The 20,533-nt window shown below is 56.8% G+C and carries 15 protein-coding genes; 11 read left to right on the top strand and 4 right to left on the bottom strand.

Features of this window, described 5'->3' with window-relative positions:
• Positions 1–55: 55 nt before the first annotated feature.
• From KO499_RS03500 to KO499_RS03470, 7 genes are all read left to right on the top strand, one after another.
• Positions 56–1,468, top strand: a complete 1,413-nt coding sequence (locus KO499_RS03500; RefSeq protein WP_215983369.1) for a sigma 54-interacting transcriptional regulator — start codon at positions 56–58, stop codon at positions 1,466–1,468.
• A gap of 323 nt (positions 1,469–1,791) precedes the next feature.
• Positions 1,792–2,844, top strand: a complete 1,053-nt coding sequence (locus KO499_RS03495; RefSeq protein ID WP_215982329.1) for a TRAP transporter substrate-binding protein — start codon at positions 1,792–1,794, stop codon at positions 2,842–2,844.
• 113 nt (positions 2,845–2,957) lie between these two features.
• Positions 2,958–3,596 carry a TRAP transporter small permease subunit gene (locus KO499_RS03490; protein WP_215982328.1) on the top strand — a complete coding sequence of 213 codons (639 nt, stop codon included), beginning with the start codon at positions 2,958–2,960 and terminating at the stop codon, positions 3,594–3,596.
• Positions 3,596–4,960: a TRAP transporter large permease gene (locus KO499_RS03485; RefSeq protein WP_215982327.1), complete on the top strand. Its 1,365-nt coding sequence runs from the start codon at positions 3,596–3,598 to the stop codon at positions 4,958–4,960. Before KO499_RS03490 ends, KO499_RS03485 begins: the two co-directional genes overlap by 1 nt.
• Before the next feature lie 13 nt (positions 4,961–4,973).
• Complete coding sequence (locus tag KO499_RS03480) at positions 4,974–5,753, top strand: 3-hydroxybutyrate dehydrogenase (protein ID WP_215982326.1); 780 nt, start codon at positions 4,974–4,976, stop codon at positions 5,751–5,753.
• A 16-nt stretch (positions 5,754–5,769) separates the two neighbouring features.
• Positions 5,770–7,758, top strand: coding sequence for an acetoacetate--CoA ligase (locus tag KO499_RS03475; RefSeq protein ID WP_215982325.1), 1,989 nt, complete (start codon positions 5,770–5,772; stop codon positions 7,756–7,758).
• Positions 7,759–8,184: 426 nt separating this feature from the next.
• Complete coding sequence (locus tag KO499_RS03470) at positions 8,185–10,428, top strand: NADP-dependent isocitrate dehydrogenase (RefSeq protein ID WP_215982324.1); 2,244 nt, start codon at positions 8,185–8,187, stop codon at positions 10,426–10,428.
• An 87-nt stretch (positions 10,429–10,515) separates the two neighbouring features.
• Here the strand turns inward: KO499_RS03470 and KO499_RS03465 are convergent, their stop codons facing one another.
• Together KO499_RS03465 and ybaK are read right to left on the bottom strand one after the other, a co-directional pair.
• Complete coding sequence (locus tag KO499_RS03465; protein WP_215982323.1) at positions 10,516–11,709, bottom strand: cation:proton antiporter; 1,194 nt, start codon at positions 11,707–11,709, stop codon at positions 10,516–10,518.
• A gap of 3 nt (positions 11,710–11,712) precedes the next feature.
• Positions 11,713–12,183 carry a Cys-tRNA(Pro) deacylase gene (gene ybaK, locus KO499_RS03460; RefSeq protein ID WP_215982322.1) on the bottom strand — a complete coding sequence of 157 codons (471 nt, stop codon included), beginning with the start codon at positions 12,181–12,183 and terminating at the stop codon, positions 11,713–11,715.
• Positions 12,184–12,416: 233 nt separating this feature from the next.
• Between ybaK and KO499_RS03455 the strand changes: the two genes are divergently transcribed.
• Both KO499_RS03455 and KO499_RS03450 read left to right on the top strand, forming a co-directional pair.
• On the top strand, positions 12,417–13,592 hold the full coding sequence (locus KO499_RS03455) for a sensor domain-containing diguanylate cyclase (protein ID WP_323133314.1): 1,176 nt from the start codon (positions 12,417–12,419) through the stop codon (positions 13,590–13,592).
• A gap of 123 nt (positions 13,593–13,715) precedes the next feature.
• Entirely contained in the window at positions 13,716–15,002 is a 1,287-nt protein-coding gene (locus KO499_RS03450) for a serine hydrolase domain-containing protein (RefSeq protein ID WP_215982320.1), read from the top strand.
• Between the two features lie 10 nt (positions 15,003–15,012).
• Here KO499_RS03450 and KO499_RS03445 read toward each other — a convergent pair whose 3' ends face one another.
• Complete coding sequence (locus tag KO499_RS03445) at positions 15,013–15,357, bottom strand: hypothetical protein (protein ID WP_215982319.1); 345 nt, start codon at positions 15,355–15,357, stop codon at positions 15,013–15,015.
• Between the two features lie 194 nt (positions 15,358–15,551).
• On the opposite strand from KO499_RS03445, the gene KO499_RS03440 reads away from it, so the two are divergent.
• Complete coding sequence (locus tag KO499_RS03440; RefSeq protein ID WP_215982318.1) at positions 15,552–15,803, top strand: hypothetical protein; 252 nt, start codon at positions 15,552–15,554, stop codon at positions 15,801–15,803.
• Here KO499_RS03440 and KO499_RS03435 read toward each other — a convergent pair.
• Positions 15,800–16,870 carry a hypothetical protein gene (locus KO499_RS03435; protein WP_215982317.1) on the bottom strand — a complete coding sequence of 357 codons (1,071 nt, stop codon included), beginning with the start codon at positions 16,868–16,870 and terminating at the stop codon, positions 15,800–15,802. The two genes, KO499_RS03440 and KO499_RS03435, sit on opposite strands and share 4 nt — an antisense overlap.
• Positions 16,871–16,997: 127 nt before the next feature.
• Here KO499_RS03435 and KO499_RS03430 point away from each other — a divergent pair, with 127 nt between their 5' ends.
• Positions 16,998–20,531 (top strand): response regulator, encoded by a 3,534-nt coding sequence (locus KO499_RS03430; protein ID WP_416240380.1) that lies wholly within the window; start codon positions 16,998–17,000, stop codon positions 20,529–20,531.
• Positions 20,532–20,533: the final 2 nt, after the last annotated feature.

The raw sequence follows: 20,533 nt of genomic DNA, 5'->3' as shown, positions 1-20,533 counted from the left end.
GCCGGGTGCCGGGGTTACTACCATGAATGATATTCGACCCGTTGGTGTGCGGTACATGACAGAGCTGTTTTCTGATAAGAACAAGAGTGGCCTTACCCGAGACCTGATCGAAGCCTTGTTTCCGATGTTCGAGGAAGCCAGTGCCGGAGCGATTGCCGTTGATCAGGCCGCCCGGATTACCTGGATCAACAGCAGTTATTCCCACCTGCTGGGCCTGGGCGATCCGTCACACGTTATCGGCAAGCTGGTGCGCCAGGTCATTCCGCATACGCGTATGCCAGAGGTCGTCGAAACCGGCAAACCGCTGTTGCTGGATATTATGGAACACAACCAGCAACAGCTGGTGGTAACCAGACTGCCTTTCTTTGACGAGGAGGGGCGGATAGTCGGTGCGGTTGCGTTTGTCCTTTATGACGACCTGCAGCCCCTGACGCCATTGGTATCGAAGTACCGGAGGCTTCACCAGGATCTGGCCGCTGCGCGCAAGGCTCTGGCGAAAAAGTCACGGGGTACCCGTTACAGTCTGGGCGATTTTGTCGGGGCGAGTCCGGCGGCTCTTGAGGTCAAGCGGCGGGCACGTCTGGCGGCGGGGCGAGACATGCCGGTCCTTCTGCTTGGCGAAACCGGCACAGGTAAGGAGGTTCTGGCGCAGGCCATTCATACGGTGTCGGCCAGGGCGGAAAAACCGTTCGTGGGTGTCAACGTTGCAGCCATTCCGGACAACCTGCTTGAAGCCGAATTTTTCGGGGTAGCGCCTGGTGCCTACACCGGTGCAGATCGTCGTACCCGGGACGGTAAGTTCCAGCTGGCCAACGGCGGAACCCTGTTCCTGGACGAGGTGGGCGATATGCCTCTGCCGCTGCAGGCCAAGCTGCTGCGAGCGTTGCAGGAGGGAGAAATCGAGCCTTTGGGTTCCAATAAAGTGGTGTCTGTGGATGTCCGTGTGATTGCCGCCACCAGCCGGAACCTGGAGGTAATGATTGCCGAAGGAGAGTTCCGGTCTGATCTCTACTACCGGCTCAATGTTCTGGAAATCCCGATTCCACCGCTCAGGGACCGTCTGGCGGATCTTGGCGTGCTCTGTGAAGCGTTGCTGGAAGAAATTTGTGAGGGAGTGGAGCTGCGCGGTGAAATCACCGATGCGGGAGTGTCAGCCCTCGGCAGTTATGACTGGCCTGGCAATATCCGGGAATTGCGAAACGTCCTTGAGCGAGCGTTGACGATGGGAGAAGAAGGCGGACTGCTGGACGCGGATGCCATTTTCAAAGTCCTTCCCCGCAATGGCAATCGTCCGGTGTCATCGCTGACGCCGCAACCGGTGCAGCCACTATCCCAGACATTGGCGGAGGCTGAAGCCCATGCCATCGAGGAAGCCCTGGTCGCAAGTCGCGGTAACCGGACCCGGGCGGCAAAGCTGCTGGGCATTTCCAGGTCTGTGCTCTACGAAAAGCTTGCCAAGATGTCCTGAATTCCGGACGCCTGTCCAGTAATCCGTACAAATGCCTACGACTGATGTCTAGATGTGTATGGTATTTCGGACAGTGTGAGTATTGCCGGTTTTTGAGCGCAACATAACATCATGAAAAAGAACAAAAAAAGTATTTTGGCATAGTCTCTGCTATCTCCGGAGTGCAGGACGTCAGAACAATGCAGTGAATAAGACTGGCGCTAACTGTTGGACCCACCAATTAACCTTGTCGGTCTGTTCCTGCGTTCACTGACTATAATCAGATCAGGCCTCCGGCTCTCCGCTCCAGGCCAGATACAATAACAATGTTAGGAGACTTGCCAATGAAACTTCTCAAGGCTCTCACCGGTGTGGCCGGTGCGATCGCTCTTACTACCGGTTCCGCTTTTGCAGACGATCTGCGCTGGAAAATGCCAGTCGCCTTCGCCACCAACCTTCCGGGTCTGGGCTCTCCCGCCGCCTGGGTCGCAGACAACCTCACTACCGCTTCCGATGGCAGCATTCAGGTTCGTGTCTATGAGCCTGGCAAGCTGGTTCCACCGTTCGACATTCTGCAGTCTGTTTCGGACGGCAAGGTTTCTGCCGGCTATACATGGATCGGCTACGACCAGGGCAAAGTGCCAGCGATTCCTCTGTTTGCCGCCGTACCCTTCGGCATGAAGCCCTGGGCTTACATTGGTTGGTATTACTACGGTGGCGGTCACGAGATGCTGCAGGAAACCTACGCCAACAAGGGCTTCGACGTGCATGCACAGCTGTGCGGCATTATCGGGCCTGAAACAGCGGGCTGGTATGCTGAGCCGATCAAAACACTGGAAGACTACCAGGGCCTGAAGATTCGCTTTGCCGGCCTCGGTGGTAAGGTTCTCGAGAAGCTGGGTGCCTCCGTTACCATGATGCCGGGTGGCGAGCTCTACCAGGCACTGGAAAAAGGCACCATTGATGCGACCGAATTCTCCATGCCCGCCATTGACCAGATCCTTGGCTTCAACCAGGTGGTCAAGTACAACCTGTTCCCGGGCTGGCACCAGCAGTTCACAGCCCAGTACATGCTGATCAATCAGGATGAGTGGGATCGTGCCACCGATGCCCAGAAGGCACTGGTTGAGGCTTCCTGTACTGCGGCAACTACCCGTGGTCTGGCCGAAGGCGAGTACAAGAACGGCAAGGTTCTGGCTGAGTTCCAGGAAAAGGGCGTTCAGGCCGACCAGATTCCTCGCGAAGTGCTGCTCAAGCTGAAGGACGTGACCGAGGAAGTGCTTCAGGAAGAAGCTTCCAAGGATGCCGACTTCAAGCGCGTCTATGAAAGCCAGCAGGAATTCATGGATTCCTACAAGGTGTGGGATACCCGCGCCTATGTTCCGGCGGATCTTTAAGGTTCGGGGCTGACCCGGGGAGCTGGAAAACCCGGTACTCCCCTATCTAGTCTGGATGGCCCTGCGGGGCCATCCTCGTTTCACGGCAGGCTTTCTGAACGAGGAACTGTTGTATGACAGTGTCTGATAAAGGCTCATCGCCAGATGTGCATGTATCGGTGTCGGACGCCGATCAACTTATACACCATCACACCGAGTTTCCGACCACTTCGCTCAGCCAGTTTATGGATGGTGTGATTTCTGCGATAGGCAAGAGCGCTTCCTGGCTCTGGATAGCGGTCACAGGTGTGATCATCTATGCAGTGGTGGGCCGCTATGCCTTTGGCGCCGGGTCGGTGACGCTGGAAGAAGTGCAGTGGCATCTGGCTGGCGCAGGTTGGCTGTTGGGCCTGGGCTATACCCTGGTAACCGATGATCATGTCAGGGTGGACGTTATCCATGAGCGCCTGTCGCTCAAAGGTCAGGCCTGGATTGAACTGATTGGCTTGTTATTGCTGTTGTTACCGTTTCTCGGGCTGGCAGTTTACGAAATGATTCCATACGCCTTTAGCTCCTGGGAGCAGGGCGAGACCAGCCAGGCGCCTGCCGGGCTTCCGTACCGCTGGATTCTCAAGAGTATCCTGGCACTGTCTTTTGTTCTTCTGATTCTGGCAGCGCTATCCCGTCTGCTGAAAGTCACTGCTCTGCTTTTCGGTTTTCCGAAGCCAATTCGGATCGAGTCCGGGGATAACAAGAAAGAGGATGCGTCCTGATGGAGCTTGAAACCCTTTTTGTAATCGGCATGTTCCTGACGTTCGGGGCATTGTTGATGACCGGTTTTCCGGTTGCGTGGGTGTTGGGTGGCACCGCGGTTATCTGGACCGTTGTAGGTGTTATCGCCGTAGAGAATTTTGGCGCAAATCTGTGGTTTGACTATTCCTCCTCCATGGGGCTCGTGCCCGAGCGGATATGGAAGGTTGTAAACAGCGAGACGCTTGTCGCTCTGCCCATGTTTATTTTCATGGGCATCATGCTTGACCAGTCCGGAGTGGCAGAGCGTCTGATGAACAGTATGGTCAAACTGTTCGGCGCCGTCCGCGGCGGCTATGCGGTAACCGTTATTGTTATCGGCGTACTGCTGGCGGCGACCACGGGTATTATCGGTGCGTCCGTCGTGCTGCTCGGCATGCTGTCCCTGCCCGTGATGATGCAGCACAAGTATGACAAGGGGTTTGCCGTGGGCACCGCCTGTGCCACCGGAACCCTTGGTATCCTGATACCTCCCTCCATCATGCTGGTGCTGATGGCCGACCGCCTGGCGGTTCCCGAAGCCTCCGTGGGCGATTTGTTCATGGGCGCATTCTTCCCCGGCCTTATGCTGGGTGCTATGTACGTGACCTACGCCATCGTCCGTCCCATGCTACAACCGAACATTGCGCCGGTGCCTGAGGGCACGGAGAAAGTGACCTGGAGTATTGTCTGGGAAGTGGCAAAGGCCGTTGTACCAACGGCTGCGCTGATTCTGGGTGTGCTGGGCTCTATCTTTGCCGGGATAGCAACACCTACGGAGGCGTCCGGTGTTGGTGCTCTTGGGGCCTTGATACTGGCCCTGATGGCAGGTCGACTGAACATGAAGGTCCTCAACTCCTCCATGCAGCAGACAACCCGCACGGCTGCATTCATTTTCGCCATTTTCCTGGGTGCCACAGCCTTCTCCGTCGTGCTGCGAGGACTGGGCGGTGACCAGGTCATCGAAGACGCACTGCTGGGTCTGCCTTTCGGTCCCTACGGCATTGTTCTTGCCATTCTGTTCGGTGTCTTCCTGCTCGGCTTCTTCCTGGATTGGGTGGAAATCACACTGATCATTCTGCCGCTGGTGGCTCCCGTGATTCAGCAGCTCGGCTTTGATCTGGTGTGGTTCACCATCCTGTTTGCGATGTGTCTGCAGACGTCGTTCCTGACCCCGCCGGTCGGCTTTGCTCTCTTCTACATCAAAGGTGTGGCGCCGCCGGAGATCACTGTGACCGATATTTATCGCGGCGTTGTTCCGTTCATCATTATTCAGCTGGTTGGTCTGGCTATCGTATTCGTCGTGCCGGAAATCGCGACCTGGCTGCCAAGCGTGGCTTATGACTAAGGAGAAAATACCAATGCGTCTGGAAAACCGGATAGCACTTATTACCGGCGCCGGCCGCGGCATTGGCCGGGCCATCGCCGAACACTACGGTCGGGAGGGCGCCAGGGTTGCGGTTGCAGACCTGACACTTGACGGTGCACAGGAAGCCGTTGATGCCATCGAAAAGGCCGGCGGCACCGCCATGGCTCTGGCCATGGATGTCACCGATGAAAAGGCCGTTGATGATGGCGTGGCGGCCGTGGTCGAGAAGTGGGGCGGTCTGGATATCGCCCTCGCCAATGCCGGTATCCAGCACATTGACCCGGTACATAAGCTGGCGTTCTCTGACTGGAGCAAAGTGATGAGTGTGCATCTGGATGGCGCTTTCCTTGTTACCCGGGCGGCACTCCGTCAGATGTATGAGCATGGTGGCGGCACCATGCTGTACATGGGTTCCGTGCACTCCCTGGAAGCGTCACCACTGAAATCTCCTTACGTGGCGGCCAAGCATGGCATGCTCGGCCTTTGTCGAGCGGTTGCCAAAGAAGGCGCGGAACACGGGGTGCGCAGCAACATCATCTGCCCCGGCTTTGTGCGCACGCCGCTGGTGGACAAACAGATTCCCGAGCAGGCAAAGGAGTTGGGGATTTCAGAGGAAGAAGTGATCAGCAAGGTGATGCTGAAAAATACGGTGGACGGGGAATTCACGACGCTGGAGGATGTGTCCGAACTGGCGGTGCACCTGGCGGCATTCCCTTCAGCGGCACTGACCGGCCAATCCATCGTGGTCAGCCACGGCTGGCACATGCAGTAAGTAACAGGAGAGACGGATGAGTAACACAGAACAATCACCGGTAGTCTGGTCTCCCTCGGATGCCACGCTGACCAATTCCCGTATGGGGCAGTTCAAGGCCTGGCTCGAACAGCAGGGTTTCGGGCCTTTTGCGGATTACCATGCTTTGCACCAGTGGTCGGTGGCAGAACTGGAAACCTTCTGGCAGAAGGTGTGGGATTATTGCGGCCTGGTTTGCGATACCCCGGCCGACCGGGTGCTCGGCAAGCGCGACATGCCTGGCGCCGAGTGGTTTCCGGGTATGAAACTGAACTTTGCCGCCAATCTGCTTCGGCTTGCTGATGGCGAGCATGCCGACCGTGAAGCGGTAGTCGCCTACTGTGAAACCCGTCCCGTACTCCGTCGTACCTATGCCCAGGTCAAAGCGGATGCCGGTGCCCTGGAAGCCTTTCTGCGCAGTAAGGGTATTGGGCAGGGTGATCGCGTTGCCGGTGTTGTGACCAATGGCTACGAAGCGCTTGTTGGCATGCTGGCGGCGACCAGTATGGGCGCGGTCTGGAGCTCTGCCTCTCCGGATTTTGGCGTGGGCGCGATTCTCGACCGTTTTGGTCAGATTGAACCCGCTGCTCTGATCGTGGTGAATGGGTACGGTTACGGCGGTAAGGTTTTTGCTCGCCAGCAGGATTTCGCCGAGCTGATTGCGGGCCTGCCGACCCTCAAAACAGTCGTCAGTGTCCAGCAACTGCCAAACGAAGCACCGATCACGGGTGAGCGTGTTGCCACCTGGGAAGACGCCATAGCGGCCGGTGCAGGCCATGCACCCTCCTTCACGCCGCTGCCACCGGATCATCCGGTTTATATCCTGTATTCCTCCGGGACCACGGGCAAACCCAAGTGTATTGTCCACGGCAACGCTGGTCTGCTGGTTAACCACGCCAAGGAACTGATGTTGCATGGTGACGTTGGTCCGGAAGACCGGTTCCTGTACTTCACCACCTGTGGCTGGATGATGTGGAACTGGCAGGCCTCAGCCCTGATGACCGGTGCTGCGGTGATTACCGTCGACGGATCACCGGGATACCCGGGCCTTAACTTCCTGTGGGAAACCGTGGCGGAGGAAAAGGTCACACATTTCGGCACCAGTGCCCGGTTTATTGCGGGCTGCCGGAAGGCGGAACTTCAGCCTGCAAAAACTCTGGACCAGAGCAACCTCCGGGTGGTGTTTTCTACCGGTTCACCGCTGTTGCCGGAGGACTATGACTGGATGTACAGCGAGGGTGCCCCCGATGCCCTGCTTGGCTCCATCGCCGGCGGTACCGATATTTGTGGCTGCTTTGTTGGTTCTACCCCGATGTTGCCAGTGCGCCGTGGGGAAATTCAGTGCCGCTTCCTCGGTGTTGACGCGGTTGCCTATGGCGACGACGGTCAGCCGGTCAGCGGCGGCCGTGGGGAACTGGTCTGCCGACAGCCTCTTCCGTCCATGCCTGTGAGCTTCTGGCAGGATCCGGACGGCGAGCGCTACCGCGATGCCTATTTCAACAGCTTCCCGAAGGTCTGGGCCCACGGTGACTTCATTGAATTCACCGAACATGGCGGCGCCATTATCTATGGCCGCTCCGATGCGACCCTCAACCCCGGGGGTGTGCGCATCGGCACTGCTGAAATCTACCGTCAGGTGGAAACTGTGGCTGAGGTGAAAGACAGCCTGGTGGTAGGTCGCCAGATTGAAGGTGATGTGGAAGTGGTTCTGCTGGTTGTCCCTGCCGGAGACCAGGCCATCAATGACGACCTTCTGAAACAGCTGAAGAGCCGCATCCGTGAAGGCGCCAGTCCACGCCATGTGCCCCGGCACATCGTGCAGGTGAACGACATCCCGTACACCCGCAGTGGCAAGAAAGTGGAACTCGCCGTGGCGCGGTTGATCAATGGTTCGAAAAAGGCGGACAACCGGGATGCCCTCGGAAATCCCGAAGCGCTGGACCATATCCGCGAGCGGTTGGCTGCGGTCGGGTTGTTGCCGGAGTGAGGGACTGACGCCTGGCCGGACTGCACCGTTGGTTCATCCGGCCAGGCACCTGGTTGCGACAGGTTTTGTTGACAATAAGTGGCCGCAAACGGCCGGTATCTGTTTTTCAGAAGTAGCAATGGCAGAGCCCGGTCGTCCGCGTATGTACCGGAAAAAGCGCGTTTTGGAGGGCTCCAGCCGCGCTTTGTCTGCTCCAGACAATGTTAGAAAGTTTCGTAAATTCCCACCATTTCATCGTCTTGTAACGGAAGATCAGGCATTTTTAGTCCGTTCTTATACTAAGATCGTAACCAAAAATGATGAAAAAATGGTATCTTAGTAAGCCTATCAAAAGTTCCAAATCAGTCATTGCTCAGGTCGGACGTTCAAAAGACGTCTGACCCCGCCATGACCGTCCTGAACCCACCCATTAGCCTGAGGACGAAAATGACATCATCCAAAGCCAAGATTGTCTACACACTGACCGATGAGGCTCCAGCCCTCGCAACACGGTCTCTTCTTCCTATTCTGGAAACCTACGCCAAGCCGGCTGGTATTGATTTTGAAACCAGCGACATCTCTCTCGCGGCTCGTATTCTGGCGATTTTTCCGGATTTCCTCGAAGAAGATCAGCGGGTTCCGGACGCCCTGACCGAACTGGGCGACTACACCAAAGACCCGGACGCCAACATCATCAAGCTGCCGAACATCTCAGCATCGATTCCCCAGCTGCGGGCAGCGATCAAAGAGCTGAATGACCAGGGCTTCAAGGTTCCCGAGTACAAGGAGCACCCGGAGAACGACGAAGAGAAGGAAATCCAGTCTCGCTATGCCAAAGTGCTAGGCAGCGCTGTTAACCCGGTACTTCGGGAAGGCAACTCTGATCGCCGAGCGCCGGCCGCTGTTAAGGCCTTTGCCCGCAAATATCCCCATTCCATGGGTGAGTGGAGCCCGGCTTCACGTACCCACGTAGCGCACATGCACGGTGGCGATTTCTACTCCAGTGAGCAGTCTGTGACTCTGGACAAAGCCACTAACGTGAACATCGTGTTCGAAAACAAGAAGGGTGAACAGACGGTTCTGAAATCGGAACTGCCCCTGCTCGAAGGTGAAGTGCTGGACGGCATGTTCATGAGCAAGAAGGCGCTGGTCAAGTTCTTCGAGGATGCCATCAAGGACTGCGAGAAGACCGGTGTCATGTTCTCCCTGCACGTAAAAGCCACCATGATGAAAATCTCCCACCCGATCGTATTCGGGCATGCGGTAAAGGTTTTCTACAAGGATCTGTTCGACAAGTACGGCGAGCTGTTTGATGAGCTCGGTGTGAACCCGAACAATGGTCTTTCCAGCGTGGTTGAGAAGATCAAGCAGCTGCCGGAATCCAAACAGGAGCAGATCCAGGAAGACCTGCACGCCTGCTACGAGCACCGTCCGGAAATTGCCATGGTGGACTCGGTCAAGGGAATCACCAACCTGCACGTACCGAGCGACGTTATTGTTGATGCGTCCATGCCGGCCATGATCCGTAACTCCGGCAAGATGTGGGCCCGGGACAACAAGCTCAAGGACACCAAGGCTGTTATGCCTGAGTCCACCTACGCCACTATCTACCAGGAAGTGATCAACTTCTGTAAGACCCACGGTGCCTTCGATCCCACCACCATGGGTACCGTTCCGAACGTTGGTCTGATGGCGCAGAAAGCTGAAGAATACGGCTCTCACGACAAGACTTTCGAAATCAAGGAAGACGGCGTTGTTCGTGTTGTCACTGCGGAAGGTACCGTACTGACCGAGCATAACGTCGAGGAAGGCGACATCTGGCGTGCCTGTCAGACCAAGGACCTGCCAATCAGGGACTGGGTCAAGCTGGCAGTGAATCGCGCCCGTGCCACTGGCATGCCGGCTGTGTTCTGGCTGGACGACGAGCGTGCCCATGACGCTCAGTTGATCGAGAAGGTGAATACCTACCTGAAGGATCACGATACCGAGGGTCTCGAAATTCACATCATGTCGCCGGTACGGGCTATCCGCTGGACCATGGAACGCCTGATTCGTGGTCTCGATACCATCTCCGTGACCGGTAACGTACTGCGTGACTACCTGACGGACCTGTTCCCGATCCTGGAACTGGGCACCAGTGCCAAGATGCTGTCCGTTGTGCCGCTGCTGAATGGTGGTGGTCTGTATGAGACGGGTGCTGGCGGTTCCGCACCGAAGCATGTCCAGCAGCTGATTCAGGAAAACCACCTGCGTTGGGATTCCCTGGGTGAATTCCTCGCGACAGCTGTCTCCCTGGATGAGCTGGGTGAAAAGCAGAACAATGAGCGCGCGCGTCTGCTGGGACAAACTCTGGACAAGGCTACCGAGCGTCTGCTTGAAAACAACCAGTCTCCGTCCCGTGTTACTGGCGAGCTGGACAACCGTGGTTCCCATTTCCACCTGGCCCGTTACTGGGCGGAGGAACTGGCCAGCCAGGATGGTGACAAAGAACTGAAGGAGTTCTTCACCAAGTTGTCTGCACAGCTCGAAGCGAACAAGGACAAAATCCTGGAAGAGATGACTGCGGTTCAGGGTCATCCGGCAGATATCGGTGGTTACTACCACCCGCCGATGGAAAAAGTCTGCGAGGTTATGCAACCGAGTGCCACGCTGAACAAGATTCTTGAAGATGCCCGCGCATCTGTAAAGTAAGTCAGCGTCAGAGCCTCCGGAGGTAATAACCGGAGGCTATCAAAAACCGGACAGCCCTGAGGGGTTCTCCGGTTTTTTTGTGGAATCTCAGTCGTCGTCGGCTGGTTCCTCATAACCCTTGCCGGTTTCCCCGGCACGTTTGAGATTATAGATGGTGATCGGCGGGCCAATGAGCTCGAAGAACACGGTAGAGGCGATGACCAGGGGCAGAATGAAGGCGACCTCGGGCAGCCGGTTCGTCGCCACCAATGCCAGACCCATGGCCACACCGGCCTGTGGCAGCAGGCAGGCTCCGTTGCGCAGCCTGACGGTATGATCGGAATGGGCCAGCTGGGCACCCACTGCGCCACCGAGTACCCGCCCGGCTATCCGTGCTGCGACGTAGGCGCCACCAAGCAGGCCCAGCGTAGGCAGTAATTCCCACTCCAGACTGAACCCTGCAAGGAAAAAGAAGGTGGCCAGGAAGGGCTCGATAATTCCTTCGATAGAGCGAAAGGGGCGAACATGATGGTGGGCACGGTTTGCGACGGTAACGCCCAGTGCCATGCAGGTGAGCAGATAGGAAAGCTCCAGAGCACCCGCAATACCCGCTGCAAGAAACACGAAGCCGGCGGATTCCAGCAGCATCGGCTCCCCCGGTTTGAGCCGGCCGGTCATCCAGGCCATGGGCAGGCCAAGGATGATACCCAGAACCAGGGCGCCCACCACTTCATAGACACCGTATCCGATCGACGGGAGTATCGCCGATCCATTACCTGAAACCAGTTCGGCGAAGACCAGCAGAATACTGAACAGGATAGCCCCCCAGGCATCGTCTATGGCGACAACCTGAGCCACCACCCGGGTCAGGGGCCCCCGGGCCCCTGATTCCCGGATGACGTCCAGTGTGGCGGCAGGATCTGTGGCCGTGGCGATGGCCGCCAGCAAGAGAGATGCGGTCAGGTTTCTGGTGACCAGCCAGATAACAAAGAAAATGATCAGTGCGGTAACCAGGGTGACGGCGAGGCTTACCAGGATGGCTTCCCGACCGTCCTTCAGATCCCGCACCGACATTCGCTCGCCCAGCAGAAATCCCACCATGGCCAGGGTCAACTCGGTAACCAGCGGGAAGTTGTCACTCACTCGTATTGGAATGACATCCAGAAGCGAGGGGCCCGCCAGTGCCCCTACGAGCAAGAGCAGCGTTACCCGGGGAACATGAACCCTCTGGCCCAGCGTGTGAGCGCCCAGAGCGAGGAGCATTATCCCGCCAATCAGAAGAAGGTCGGTGGCGTGGTTCAAGGCTTACTCCTGATGGAGAGGAAAAAATCCGCCGTTTACCAGTTCAGCCAGATCCCGGGGGGCAAGCTCGATCTCCAGGCCGCGCCGGCCCGCGCTGACAAAAACAGTGTCGAAGTTCAGGGCGGAGTCATCGATAAAGGTTTTCAGCTGCTTCTTTTGACCCAGTGGGCTGACTCCCCCAAGAACATAGCCGGTACTGCGTTCAACCGCCTGTTTGTCAGCCATAGCGGCTTTTTTGCCCCGGGCTGCCCGGGCAATCAGTTTCATGTTGAGCATACCGCTTACCGGTACAATGCCAACAACCAGCTCCCGATTGTCGATGGCCACAACCAGGGTTTTGAACACCCGTGCCGGATCGACGCCCGTTTTCTCAGCGGCCTCGGTACCATAGCTCTCGCTGGCCGGGTCGTGGTCATATTCATGGATAGTATGGGACACAGCGGCTTTGCGCGCAGCGTTGATGCCAGGCGTCATGCTAGGCTCCTGAAGATAAACAGAGATCGGAAATTAAAGCAGCTAAGGGCTACTGCAACAACTGTCTGCTGCAGAGAAGCGGTAAGCTGGTGGGCGGATTTAACCGGGCATGACATTCTGGCACTCGACGTGACGCTTCGTTATGACTATTTTTCTTACACTATCAATCACCAATCTTCGAGGGCTGTATGTTCATGGAGTCTTCGTGGTCAACATCTCGGGGAACGAACCTATTGAAGGATAATCGCACGCCTCTGCGAAGAGCGGGTTGGGCCGCCCTGTTCTATCTGATCATCGGATTAATCTGGATTGTTTTTTCCGACAGTGCTGCCGAGGGCTGGTTTCCCGATCCCCATACCTTTTCTGTAGTGCAGACCTGGAAGGGATTCCTGTTTGTCTTTACCACGGCTCTTGTGTTGTTTGCCGTGCTTTTGCGTCAGCTTACCAATGACAGGGCTCTGCTGACCCTGCAGCACAGCCAGCGCCAGGCCTTGCGTAAGCGGGAGCGACAGCTGCAGGTCCTGATGGATAACCTTCCCGGCATGGCTTACCGCTGTTGCTTCGATTCGCACTGGACAATGCTGTTTGTTTCCCGGGGTTGTGTCCGCCTGACCGGCTATGAGCCGGAGGACCTGATCAACAACCGGGTTACCAGTTATGCCAACCTGACGGATAGCGAGGACAGTGAGCGAATGCACAGGGAGGTACGACAGGCCGTGGCCAGCGATCAATCGTTTTCTCTGGAGTACGGTCTCACCCGACGGGATGGCAGCCGGATCTGGGTTTGGGAGCGTGGTCGTGGCGTTGAGGAAGACGGCGTGGTTTTTCTCGAAGGGATCATTCTGGACATATCCAACCGGAAGGCACTGGAAAGCGAGCTTGAAGAAATGGCCACCCGGGATCCGCTGACCGGGCTGTACAACCGGCGGGAAATGTCCAAGGTCCTGGAAGAAGAGCTGGAGCGGACCAGGCGCTATCAACGGTCCATGGCAGTACTCTGGATCGATTTTGACCATTTCAAGGACGTCAACGACACCTTTGGTCATGCGGCAGGCGATTCGGTTCTCCGGTCCGTGAGTCGCCTGCTCCTGGGTAGCGTGCGAAGCGTTGACTCCATTGGTCGGTTTGGCGGTGAGGAGTTCGTTATTGTTCTTCCCGAAATGGGGCTTGCAGAAGCCCAGGATACGGCCGAACGGCTGCGCCAAAAAGTTGCGGAAAAGCGGCAGCCGTTGGGAAATGACCAAACGGTGCCCCTGACCATCAGCGTGGGTGTAGCGGTCTATCCGGATCACGGACAGACTGTGTCCACGCTCTGTGCCGCGGCCGACAACGCCATGTATCTGGCCAAGGATCGGGGGCGCAACTGTGTGGCCTTGGCGCATCTGCATGACCCGGTCCATAATGAATAACAAGGCCCGATACAGTGTGGAGGAAGCGGTGACGAACGTTCGCTTGTCATTCAGACAATGCGCATTGGCCTGGTTGCTGTGTGCAGAGAAAAACAATAATCGTCATGAAACAGGGTTGCCTCGATGAACCGACTTGCCCGCCGTGCGCTCCATACCTGCCAGATCCCGAGGGATCTTGATACGGTTACCTTCCGGGATGTGGCCGGTGAAAACCCGGACGCCGCCGGTGTCAGCCAGGAGAGGATCGACACGCTATGGCGCAGTGTCCAGAGTCTGTACCGGACCGGGGTACACCCGGGTATCCAGATTTCCGTGCGTCATCGGGGTGAACAAGTGCTGCACAGGGCCATCGGCCACGCCAGTGGCAATGGGCCTCATGACCCCCCGGATGCGGTCAGGGTTCCTATGACCACAGACACGCCGATCTGCTATTTTTCGGCCTCCAAAGCGGTGACAGCCCTTCTGATGCACATGTTGGCTGAGCAGGGACTGGTCAACCTGATGGATCCGGTGTCCTACTACTGTCCGGAGTTTGGTTGTAACGGAAAGCGCACGATCACCGTGCATCAGATCCTCTCCCACCGTGGTGGTATACCCGCAATCCCCCGGGAAACGCCCATTGATGTACTCTGGGACCGGGACGAGATCTGGCGTCTGCTCTGCGCCGCACGACCGGTGGAAGTTGATGGTGCCAAGGTGGCCTACCACGCCATCACCGGTGGATTTGTGTTACAGCGGGTTCTGGAGAGCGTGACCGGGGACACCATCGAGAATTATATCGACAGGCACCTGCGCAGGCCGATGGGCATGACATGGTTTACCTATGGCATTGCACCGGAGCACCTGAACGAGTTGGCCAGTAATTACGCCACCGGTCCTACGCCGCGTTTTCCGGTGTCCTGGGTGGTCAATCGTGCGCTGGGAGGCGATATCCGGACCGTGGAGAGAGTCACCAACGATCCACGTTTTCAGGAAGCGGTTATCCCAGCTGGCAACCTGTGCGGAACTGCCGAGGAAATGAGCCGGTTCTTCCAGATGATGCTGAATGGTGGTGTCTGGAATGGCCGTCGTATCTGCAGTGAAATCACCATCCGCCGTGCCATTCAACAGTTTGGCTCACTCCAGATTGACCGGACTGTGATGGTGCCCATGCGTTTCAGTGCCGGTATGATGCTCGGAGGCAATCCGTTCGGTCTCTGGGGCCAGCACAGCCGGTTTGCCTTTGGTCACGTCGGGTTGATCAACAAGCTCTGCTGGGCAGACGCGGCCCGGGATATTTCCGTAAGCCTTCTGAACACCGGATTTCCGATTGTGGGGCATCATCTGCCGGCACTGGCAAAGTTTGTGTACACCGTCGGTCGCTGCTTTCCCTTGATTCCGGAGCATCAGCGACCCTTGATAGCGGCCTGAAAAAACGTTCTCAAAGAGTTCTGAGCTGGTCCTCCAGAATGCCCAGAACGGACGACAGTATGTCGCGGAAATCGGTCAGTGTCTGGGTTCTCTGGATGACGTCTTCCCGGTTTTCATCCAGGCGTTCCAGTTTCGGGACGACCCGCCGAATGCCCTCGGTAATCACTTCGTAGGGGTAGTGGTGATCCTGAATGCTGAGCTTGTTTATCTCGGCGACTTCCTGGCTGAAGATGCTGATGATGTCGTACAGCATATCTTTGTGGTGAATGCTGCTGGCTTCCCAGTAGGCATCATCCAGCAGTTCCAGCAGCGACAGGTATTCGCGGAGGGTATCCGCTACGGATGTCTGGGTCATCGGAGCTCCTGTGGATGGAGAAAGTTGAATCTACAAGGAACTATAGCAGGGCTTACGCCATCTGAATGGCACGGGCCCGGCCAGGTTGTAATTAAAATGATGTGTCATGATTCCCAATTGCGCTTTGTCGGACAAATGTGCAGACTGATGTGACGGGAAAAGGATCTATCACGACTCAATGGACGAGAAGCCGAATGGACAAACCCACACTCCCCAGCCATCAGCCTGCCCCACGTGACGTGAAGCTGGATCATTACGACAGTGTTCGCAATCATGTGCACCAGCAGGTGCGCTCAGAAGTTGAACGTCTTGAGCGCCGAATTGAAAGTCTGCGACTGATAAAGGCCCCCCACTCCGCCATCATGATCTCCACTTATGAAAGAATGGTTGACCGCAAGAAAGGCTTTCTGGATAGCTGGTGTCTCAGGGACGGTGGTATTGATTAGCGGTTTGAAACAGCTACAGCTGCCCAGCTGGTAACGGCGTCCGTATTATCCTGATTGCTGCAGTTAGCCGGATTGGCAATGGTGTCCTGATCGTCGCTTGAGTCAGGGTCGTCAATGCGTGCCGGCTCACCGTCCGATGCAAAAACCCGGACGATATCCATGTTGTAATCCAGCTCGATCCTCAGGCAGTCTGGCGTGTTGTCAGCCAGGGTGTAACCCGCATAGCGATCAAGTTTGATGACTTCAGTGTCGCCGTTTTTTATAAACAGCGTGTCGGTTTTCGCGTCAATGAAATCCTGGCGCAGCTCGATACTGCCGTGATTGCGGCTGAGGTAGTCGGCGGTTGCGAACTCGGTGGGACTGTAACCCAGTGAGACGAAGCTGTTGGCATCAAACCGACTGCCTGCCAACACGCTGACCAGCTCCGGCTGAGCTGCCTGATCTTCCTCCTGAACGCTGCGACTGACGTACTGAATTGTTCGATACACCTTGTTTTCGAGATCGGAACCCTCCGGGCCATCTGGCAGGTAACGCCAGTCCAGTGTGGGGTAGACCCAGAGCTGGTCGTTCAGTGACAGGTTGGCCAGCACTGCCGACTGGTCTGTGAAATTTATCTGAGCGCCGTTGCCCCGGGTGTTGTAGGTGCCTGCGACACCGTCGGCAATGCGTTGGATGATGTATCGTTTTCCCTCCTGGAAGTTGGTGACTTCTCCGGATGCCAGGACCTGATTCATCAGGTCCAGAGGGTTACGTACACGTTCATAGCTGCTGCCGGAATCGGTTGCTGCGGCGCTGATAAAAAGCGCGATGTGGCTGCGTAGTTCACCAGTGGTTTCGAGGTCATCGGAATTGTTCATTGCTGGCTGGATGCCCCGGTAAAAATCCCAGAATCGGGTGTTGCTCAGTGTGTCCGGGGTTACCTCGGAATCTTCCAGGTCAAAGGTCGAGAATACCAGGTCCACGTCGGTGGCCGGGTTGAATGCCGAGGGGCCGGTGTCTTCAAGTCCGCAACCACTCAGGACAAGAGTTGTCATGGAAACGGCAGCGAAAATGCAGGAATGTCTCATTTCAGGTGGCCCCGGGATGCGAAAAGTGATGTAAACGACTAAAGTGAGTCACCAGGACAGTGTAGCCCCGGCGCGGCTACTGACAGTAAAACAAAAAACAGGTATCTACCCTCGCGGAGATCACATTTTGCGGCAACGGGTTGAATTGGCGCTCCCAGCGTTGACGTCTTTGATAGTGGCCCTGTTATTCCTGGCCACGGCCGTGATGCCGGTCGCAGCCAGTGCCGCCGGAGCTTGCCGCGATGGCGAGATTGTCCTGGATTCCGATGTCGAGAGTATTCGTGATCTGGCGGGCTGTATCTGGTATCTCGAGGATCCGGGCCGGGCTCTGACTCTGGACGAGGTTCGTTCGCTGGAGCCGGGTGCTTTCAACCGTCACGAAGGTGGCGTGTTGAACTTCGGCTATACCGAATCCGCATACTGGGTTCGCCTGGATATGCGTTTCGCCGGGAGTCCGGACCAGAACCGGTGGATTCTGGAGCTGGCTTTGCCATTGGTAGATCAAGTCGCCCTGTTCATGGTTCGCGATGGTACTCTGATTGAGCAGAGACAGGCCGGTTATGAGGACAACTGGGTTGAACGGGACCTGGCAGTCCCCAACCCGACTTTCCGCATATCCCTGGCTCCGGATACGCTCAGTCATGTCTATCTTCGGGTGGTAAACACCAACACCTTCCGCTTGCCGATCAGCCTGTGGCACCCGGACACCTATATTGAAAAAGTGTCGGTCGATGAATTGGTGCGAGGCATCCTGCTTGGCGCCGTCCTCGCGATTCTTGCCTACAACCTGTTCGTTGCGGTGTCGGTGCGTGAGCGGAGTAATATTTATTACGTGCTCTATCTGGTGTTTGCGACCTTTTTTATTTTTACCGAGCAGGTTCATGGCATCCAGTTGCTTGACAGTCGCCCCGCTCTTTTTGACAAGCAGTTCCTGCATTTCCAGATTATCCTGACCTGGTTCTGGGGCCTGTTGATGGCAAGGTCACTGTTGGAGACACGGGAGCGATCGGCGGATCTTGATCAGGTCATCCGCCTTTGTCTGTACTCGGTCGTTGCCACCTTTGTTCTTTCACTGTTCCTTCCTTACCACGTAGCCATGGAATGGATTGTGGTTGGCTCCATCCTGTTGAGCCTGACCCTGATCGTTGTCAGTTATCTGTCCTGGCGATATTACAATCCGGCGGCCCGATCCTACTTTTTTGCCTGGACCCTGGCGCTGGTGGGCTTCGGCATCTACGCTCTGACCGTGATGGGCATACTGCCACTGAATACCTTCACCACCTATTCGCCGCAGTTTGGCCTGACTGCGCAGATTATTCTGTTCTCGTTCGCCCTGGCCGACAGAATAAAGCGGGTACAGGGGGAGGCGTTGGGCTGGAGCCAGCGGGCGCTGTCGAATCTCCAGCGCTATCAGTCATTGTTTGATAACGCCATTGAGGGGGTCTTTCAGATGTCCTCGGATCGGCGATTTGTCACTGCCAATCCGGCCATGGCGCGGTTGCTGGGCTATAACAGCAGCCGCGAGCTGCTTATGCGGAACCCGGACGTACTTGAAACCTGTATCGCCGATGATCGCCTCCGACAGCGGGTTATTGAACAGCTGGAGTCCCTGGGGACGGCGAAGGGCATTGAGGCGCGATATCTGACCCGGGATGGCGCCGAGCGCTGGGCCACCATTTCACTGCATACGGTCTACGACCCCGAGGGCGAACCAACGCATCTGGAAGGAACCTGCATCGACGCTACCGAAAGTCACAACCGGCAGAAAATCGAGCGGGAACGGGAACAGGAGCGACTTGAAAAGGAGCTGGCGCGTAACTCGGCAGAGGCGAAAAGTCAGTTTCTGGCCAATATGAGCCACGAGATCCGCACCCCGCTGGCGGCAATTATTGGCTATGGTGAAACTCTGCTGGATCCGGATCTCAGCGAGCCTGAAAAACGAAGCAGTGCAGAAACCGTGGTGCGCAGCGGGCGGCACCTGCTGGATCTCGTCAACGATATCCTCGACCACTCGAAGATTGACGCCAACAAGCTGGATGTTGATGTTGTCTCGGTGAACTTGCCGGAACTTCTGGACGAGATCCGTGCCTTCTTTGCGCCCCGGGCCAGGGAAAAAGGGCTGGATTTCAGCATTACCTGCGACTATCCGTTGCCCGAGCAGATCCATACCGATCCGACCCGCCTTAGACAGATCATTATCAACCTGTGCGGCAATGCCCTGAAGTTTACAGAAAAGGGCTCCATTTCCCTGATGGTACGGTGCGATCGTGAGCAAGAATTGCTGGTGGCTCGGGTCGGGGATACCGGAATTGGCATGAAACCGGAGCAGCTGGGCCGGTTGTTTGATCCTTTCGCCCAGGGCAGTGCGGCCATTTCCAGGCAGTACGGAGGTACCGGTTTGGGGCTCAGCATTTCGCGGCGCCTGGCTGAAATGCTTGGCGGCAGTATCCGGGTCCACAGTACCTATGGCGAGGGTAGCGAGTTTGAGCTGTCGATTCGTACCGGGTCACTGGATGAGGTGTATTTCCTGCGCGATGCGTCTGACTTCAGCCAGCGTCGCAGGGCCATACCCATGGTGGTGGCACCGCCACTGTCCGGCCGCATACTGTGTGCGGAGGATAATGAAGTGAACCGTCGCCTCGTCTCTCTGCTGGTGTCCCGAACCGGGGCGGAACTGGTTCACGTGAGCAATGGCGCCGAAGCACTGGAGTTGGCAATTCGCGAGCCGTTTGATCTGATCCTGATGGATATCCAGATGCCGGTCATGAACGGCCGTGATGCGGCGGCGGCACTGCGGGAAGCTGGGGTGAATACGCCAGTGATTGCCCTGACTGCAAATGTGATGTCCGAAGATATTGCCGACTATCGGCTGGCGGGTTGCAATGAGCATCTTGCCAAGCCGATTGATAAACAGAGATTCTATGAAATTCTGGCCCGCTATCTTTCGGTCAGGTCTGATGCTGTCCTCAACCTCTCGCAGCGCTATCAAGGTAAGGTGCTGGTTGCTGAGGATAATGCCGAGAATCGCCAACTGGTAGAACGCATGCTGGGGCGTGAGGGCGTGGAGGTGATCTCGGTGACCAGTGGCGAAGAGGCGGTCCGCACGGCGCTGTCAGACACTGTCCACCTGGTGTTGATGGATCGGCATATGCCGGGTATGGATGGGGTTGTCGCTACCAGGCTGTTGCGCCAGGCCGGATTCCGACGACCGGTGATCGCCTTTACTGCGGGCAATCAGGAAGAAATCGATGCCTTGCTGGATTCAGGTTGTGACGGGGTGTTGAACAAACCGATTGACCAGAGCCACCTGAGGTCGCTGCTGGATCGACTGCTTGGTGGTGGTCCGGTTGCCGCGAGGGATTCGTCGGAAGATGTCGAAATTACCCATCTGATCGCACAGTTTCTTGATGGCCTGGAAGGTCGCAGGGCCCAAATGGAAGCTGCGCTGGCAAAAGGCGATCAAGAAACAATAAGAATCGAAGCCCATCAGATCAAGGGCACAGCAGGCGCCATGGGGTACCCGCTGATGACTCGACAGGCGGGCCTGCTGGAGGCGCTTCTGAAAGTCACCGAACCGGACTGGGTCAGGGTTCGCGGCGAACTCAAGGCGCTCGGTGACATGATAGACCGTGCCCTGGCCGCTGCGGAAACCCCGGACTGATG

This window comes from Marinobacter sp. F3R08 (assembly GCF_018860425.1).
GTDB lineage: Bacteria > Pseudomonadota > Gammaproteobacteria > Pseudomonadales > Oleiphilaceae > Marinobacter.
Note: the sequence above shows the minus strand (reverse complement) of the source record. Positions and strands in the feature narration are given on the sequence as shown.

Bases quoted from the DNA above. Each gene is read 5' to 3' on its own strand.
- KO499_RS03500 (WP_215983369.1), top strand. From the start codon at position 56: ATGACAGAGCTGTTTTCTGATAAGAACAAGAGTGGCCTTACCCGAGAC.
- KO499_RS03495 (WP_215982329.1), top strand. From the start codon at position 1,792: ATGAAACTTCTCAAGGCTCTCACCGGTGTGGCCGGTGCGATCGCTCTT.
- KO499_RS03490 (WP_215982328.1), top strand. From the start codon at position 2,958: ATGACAGTGTCTGATAAAGGCTCATCGCCAGATGTGCATGTATCGGTG.
- KO499_RS03485 (WP_215982327.1), top strand. From the start codon at position 3,596: ATGGAGCTTGAAACCCTTTTTGTAATCGGCATGTTCCTGACGTTCGGG.
- KO499_RS03480 (WP_215982326.1), top strand. From the start codon at position 4,974: ATGCGTCTGGAAAACCGGATAGCACTTATTACCGGCGCCGGCCGCGGC.
- KO499_RS03475 (WP_215982325.1), top strand. From the start codon at position 5,770: ATGAGTAACACAGAACAATCACCGGTAGTCTGGTCTCCCTCGGATGCC.
- KO499_RS03470 (WP_215982324.1), top strand. From the start codon at position 8,185: ATGACATCATCCAAAGCCAAGATTGTCTACACACTGACCGATGAGGCT.
- ybaK (WP_215982322.1), bottom strand. From the start codon at position 12,183: ATGACGCCTGGCATCAACGCTGCGCGCAAAGCCGCTGTGTCCCATACT.
- KO499_RS03450 (WP_215982320.1), top strand. From the start codon at position 13,716: ATGAACCGACTTGCCCGCCGTGCGCTCCATACCTGCCAGATCCCGAGG.
- KO499_RS03445 (WP_215982319.1), bottom strand. From the start codon at position 15,357: ATGACCCAGACATCCGTAGCGGATACCCTCCGCGAATACCTGTCGCTG.
- KO499_RS03440 (WP_215982318.1), top strand. From the start codon at position 15,552: ATGGACAAACCCACACTCCCCAGCCATCAGCCTGCCCCACGTGACGTG.
- KO499_RS03435 (WP_215982317.1), bottom strand. From the start codon at position 16,870: ATGAGACATTCCTGCATTTTCGCTGCCGTTTCCATGACAACTCTTGTC.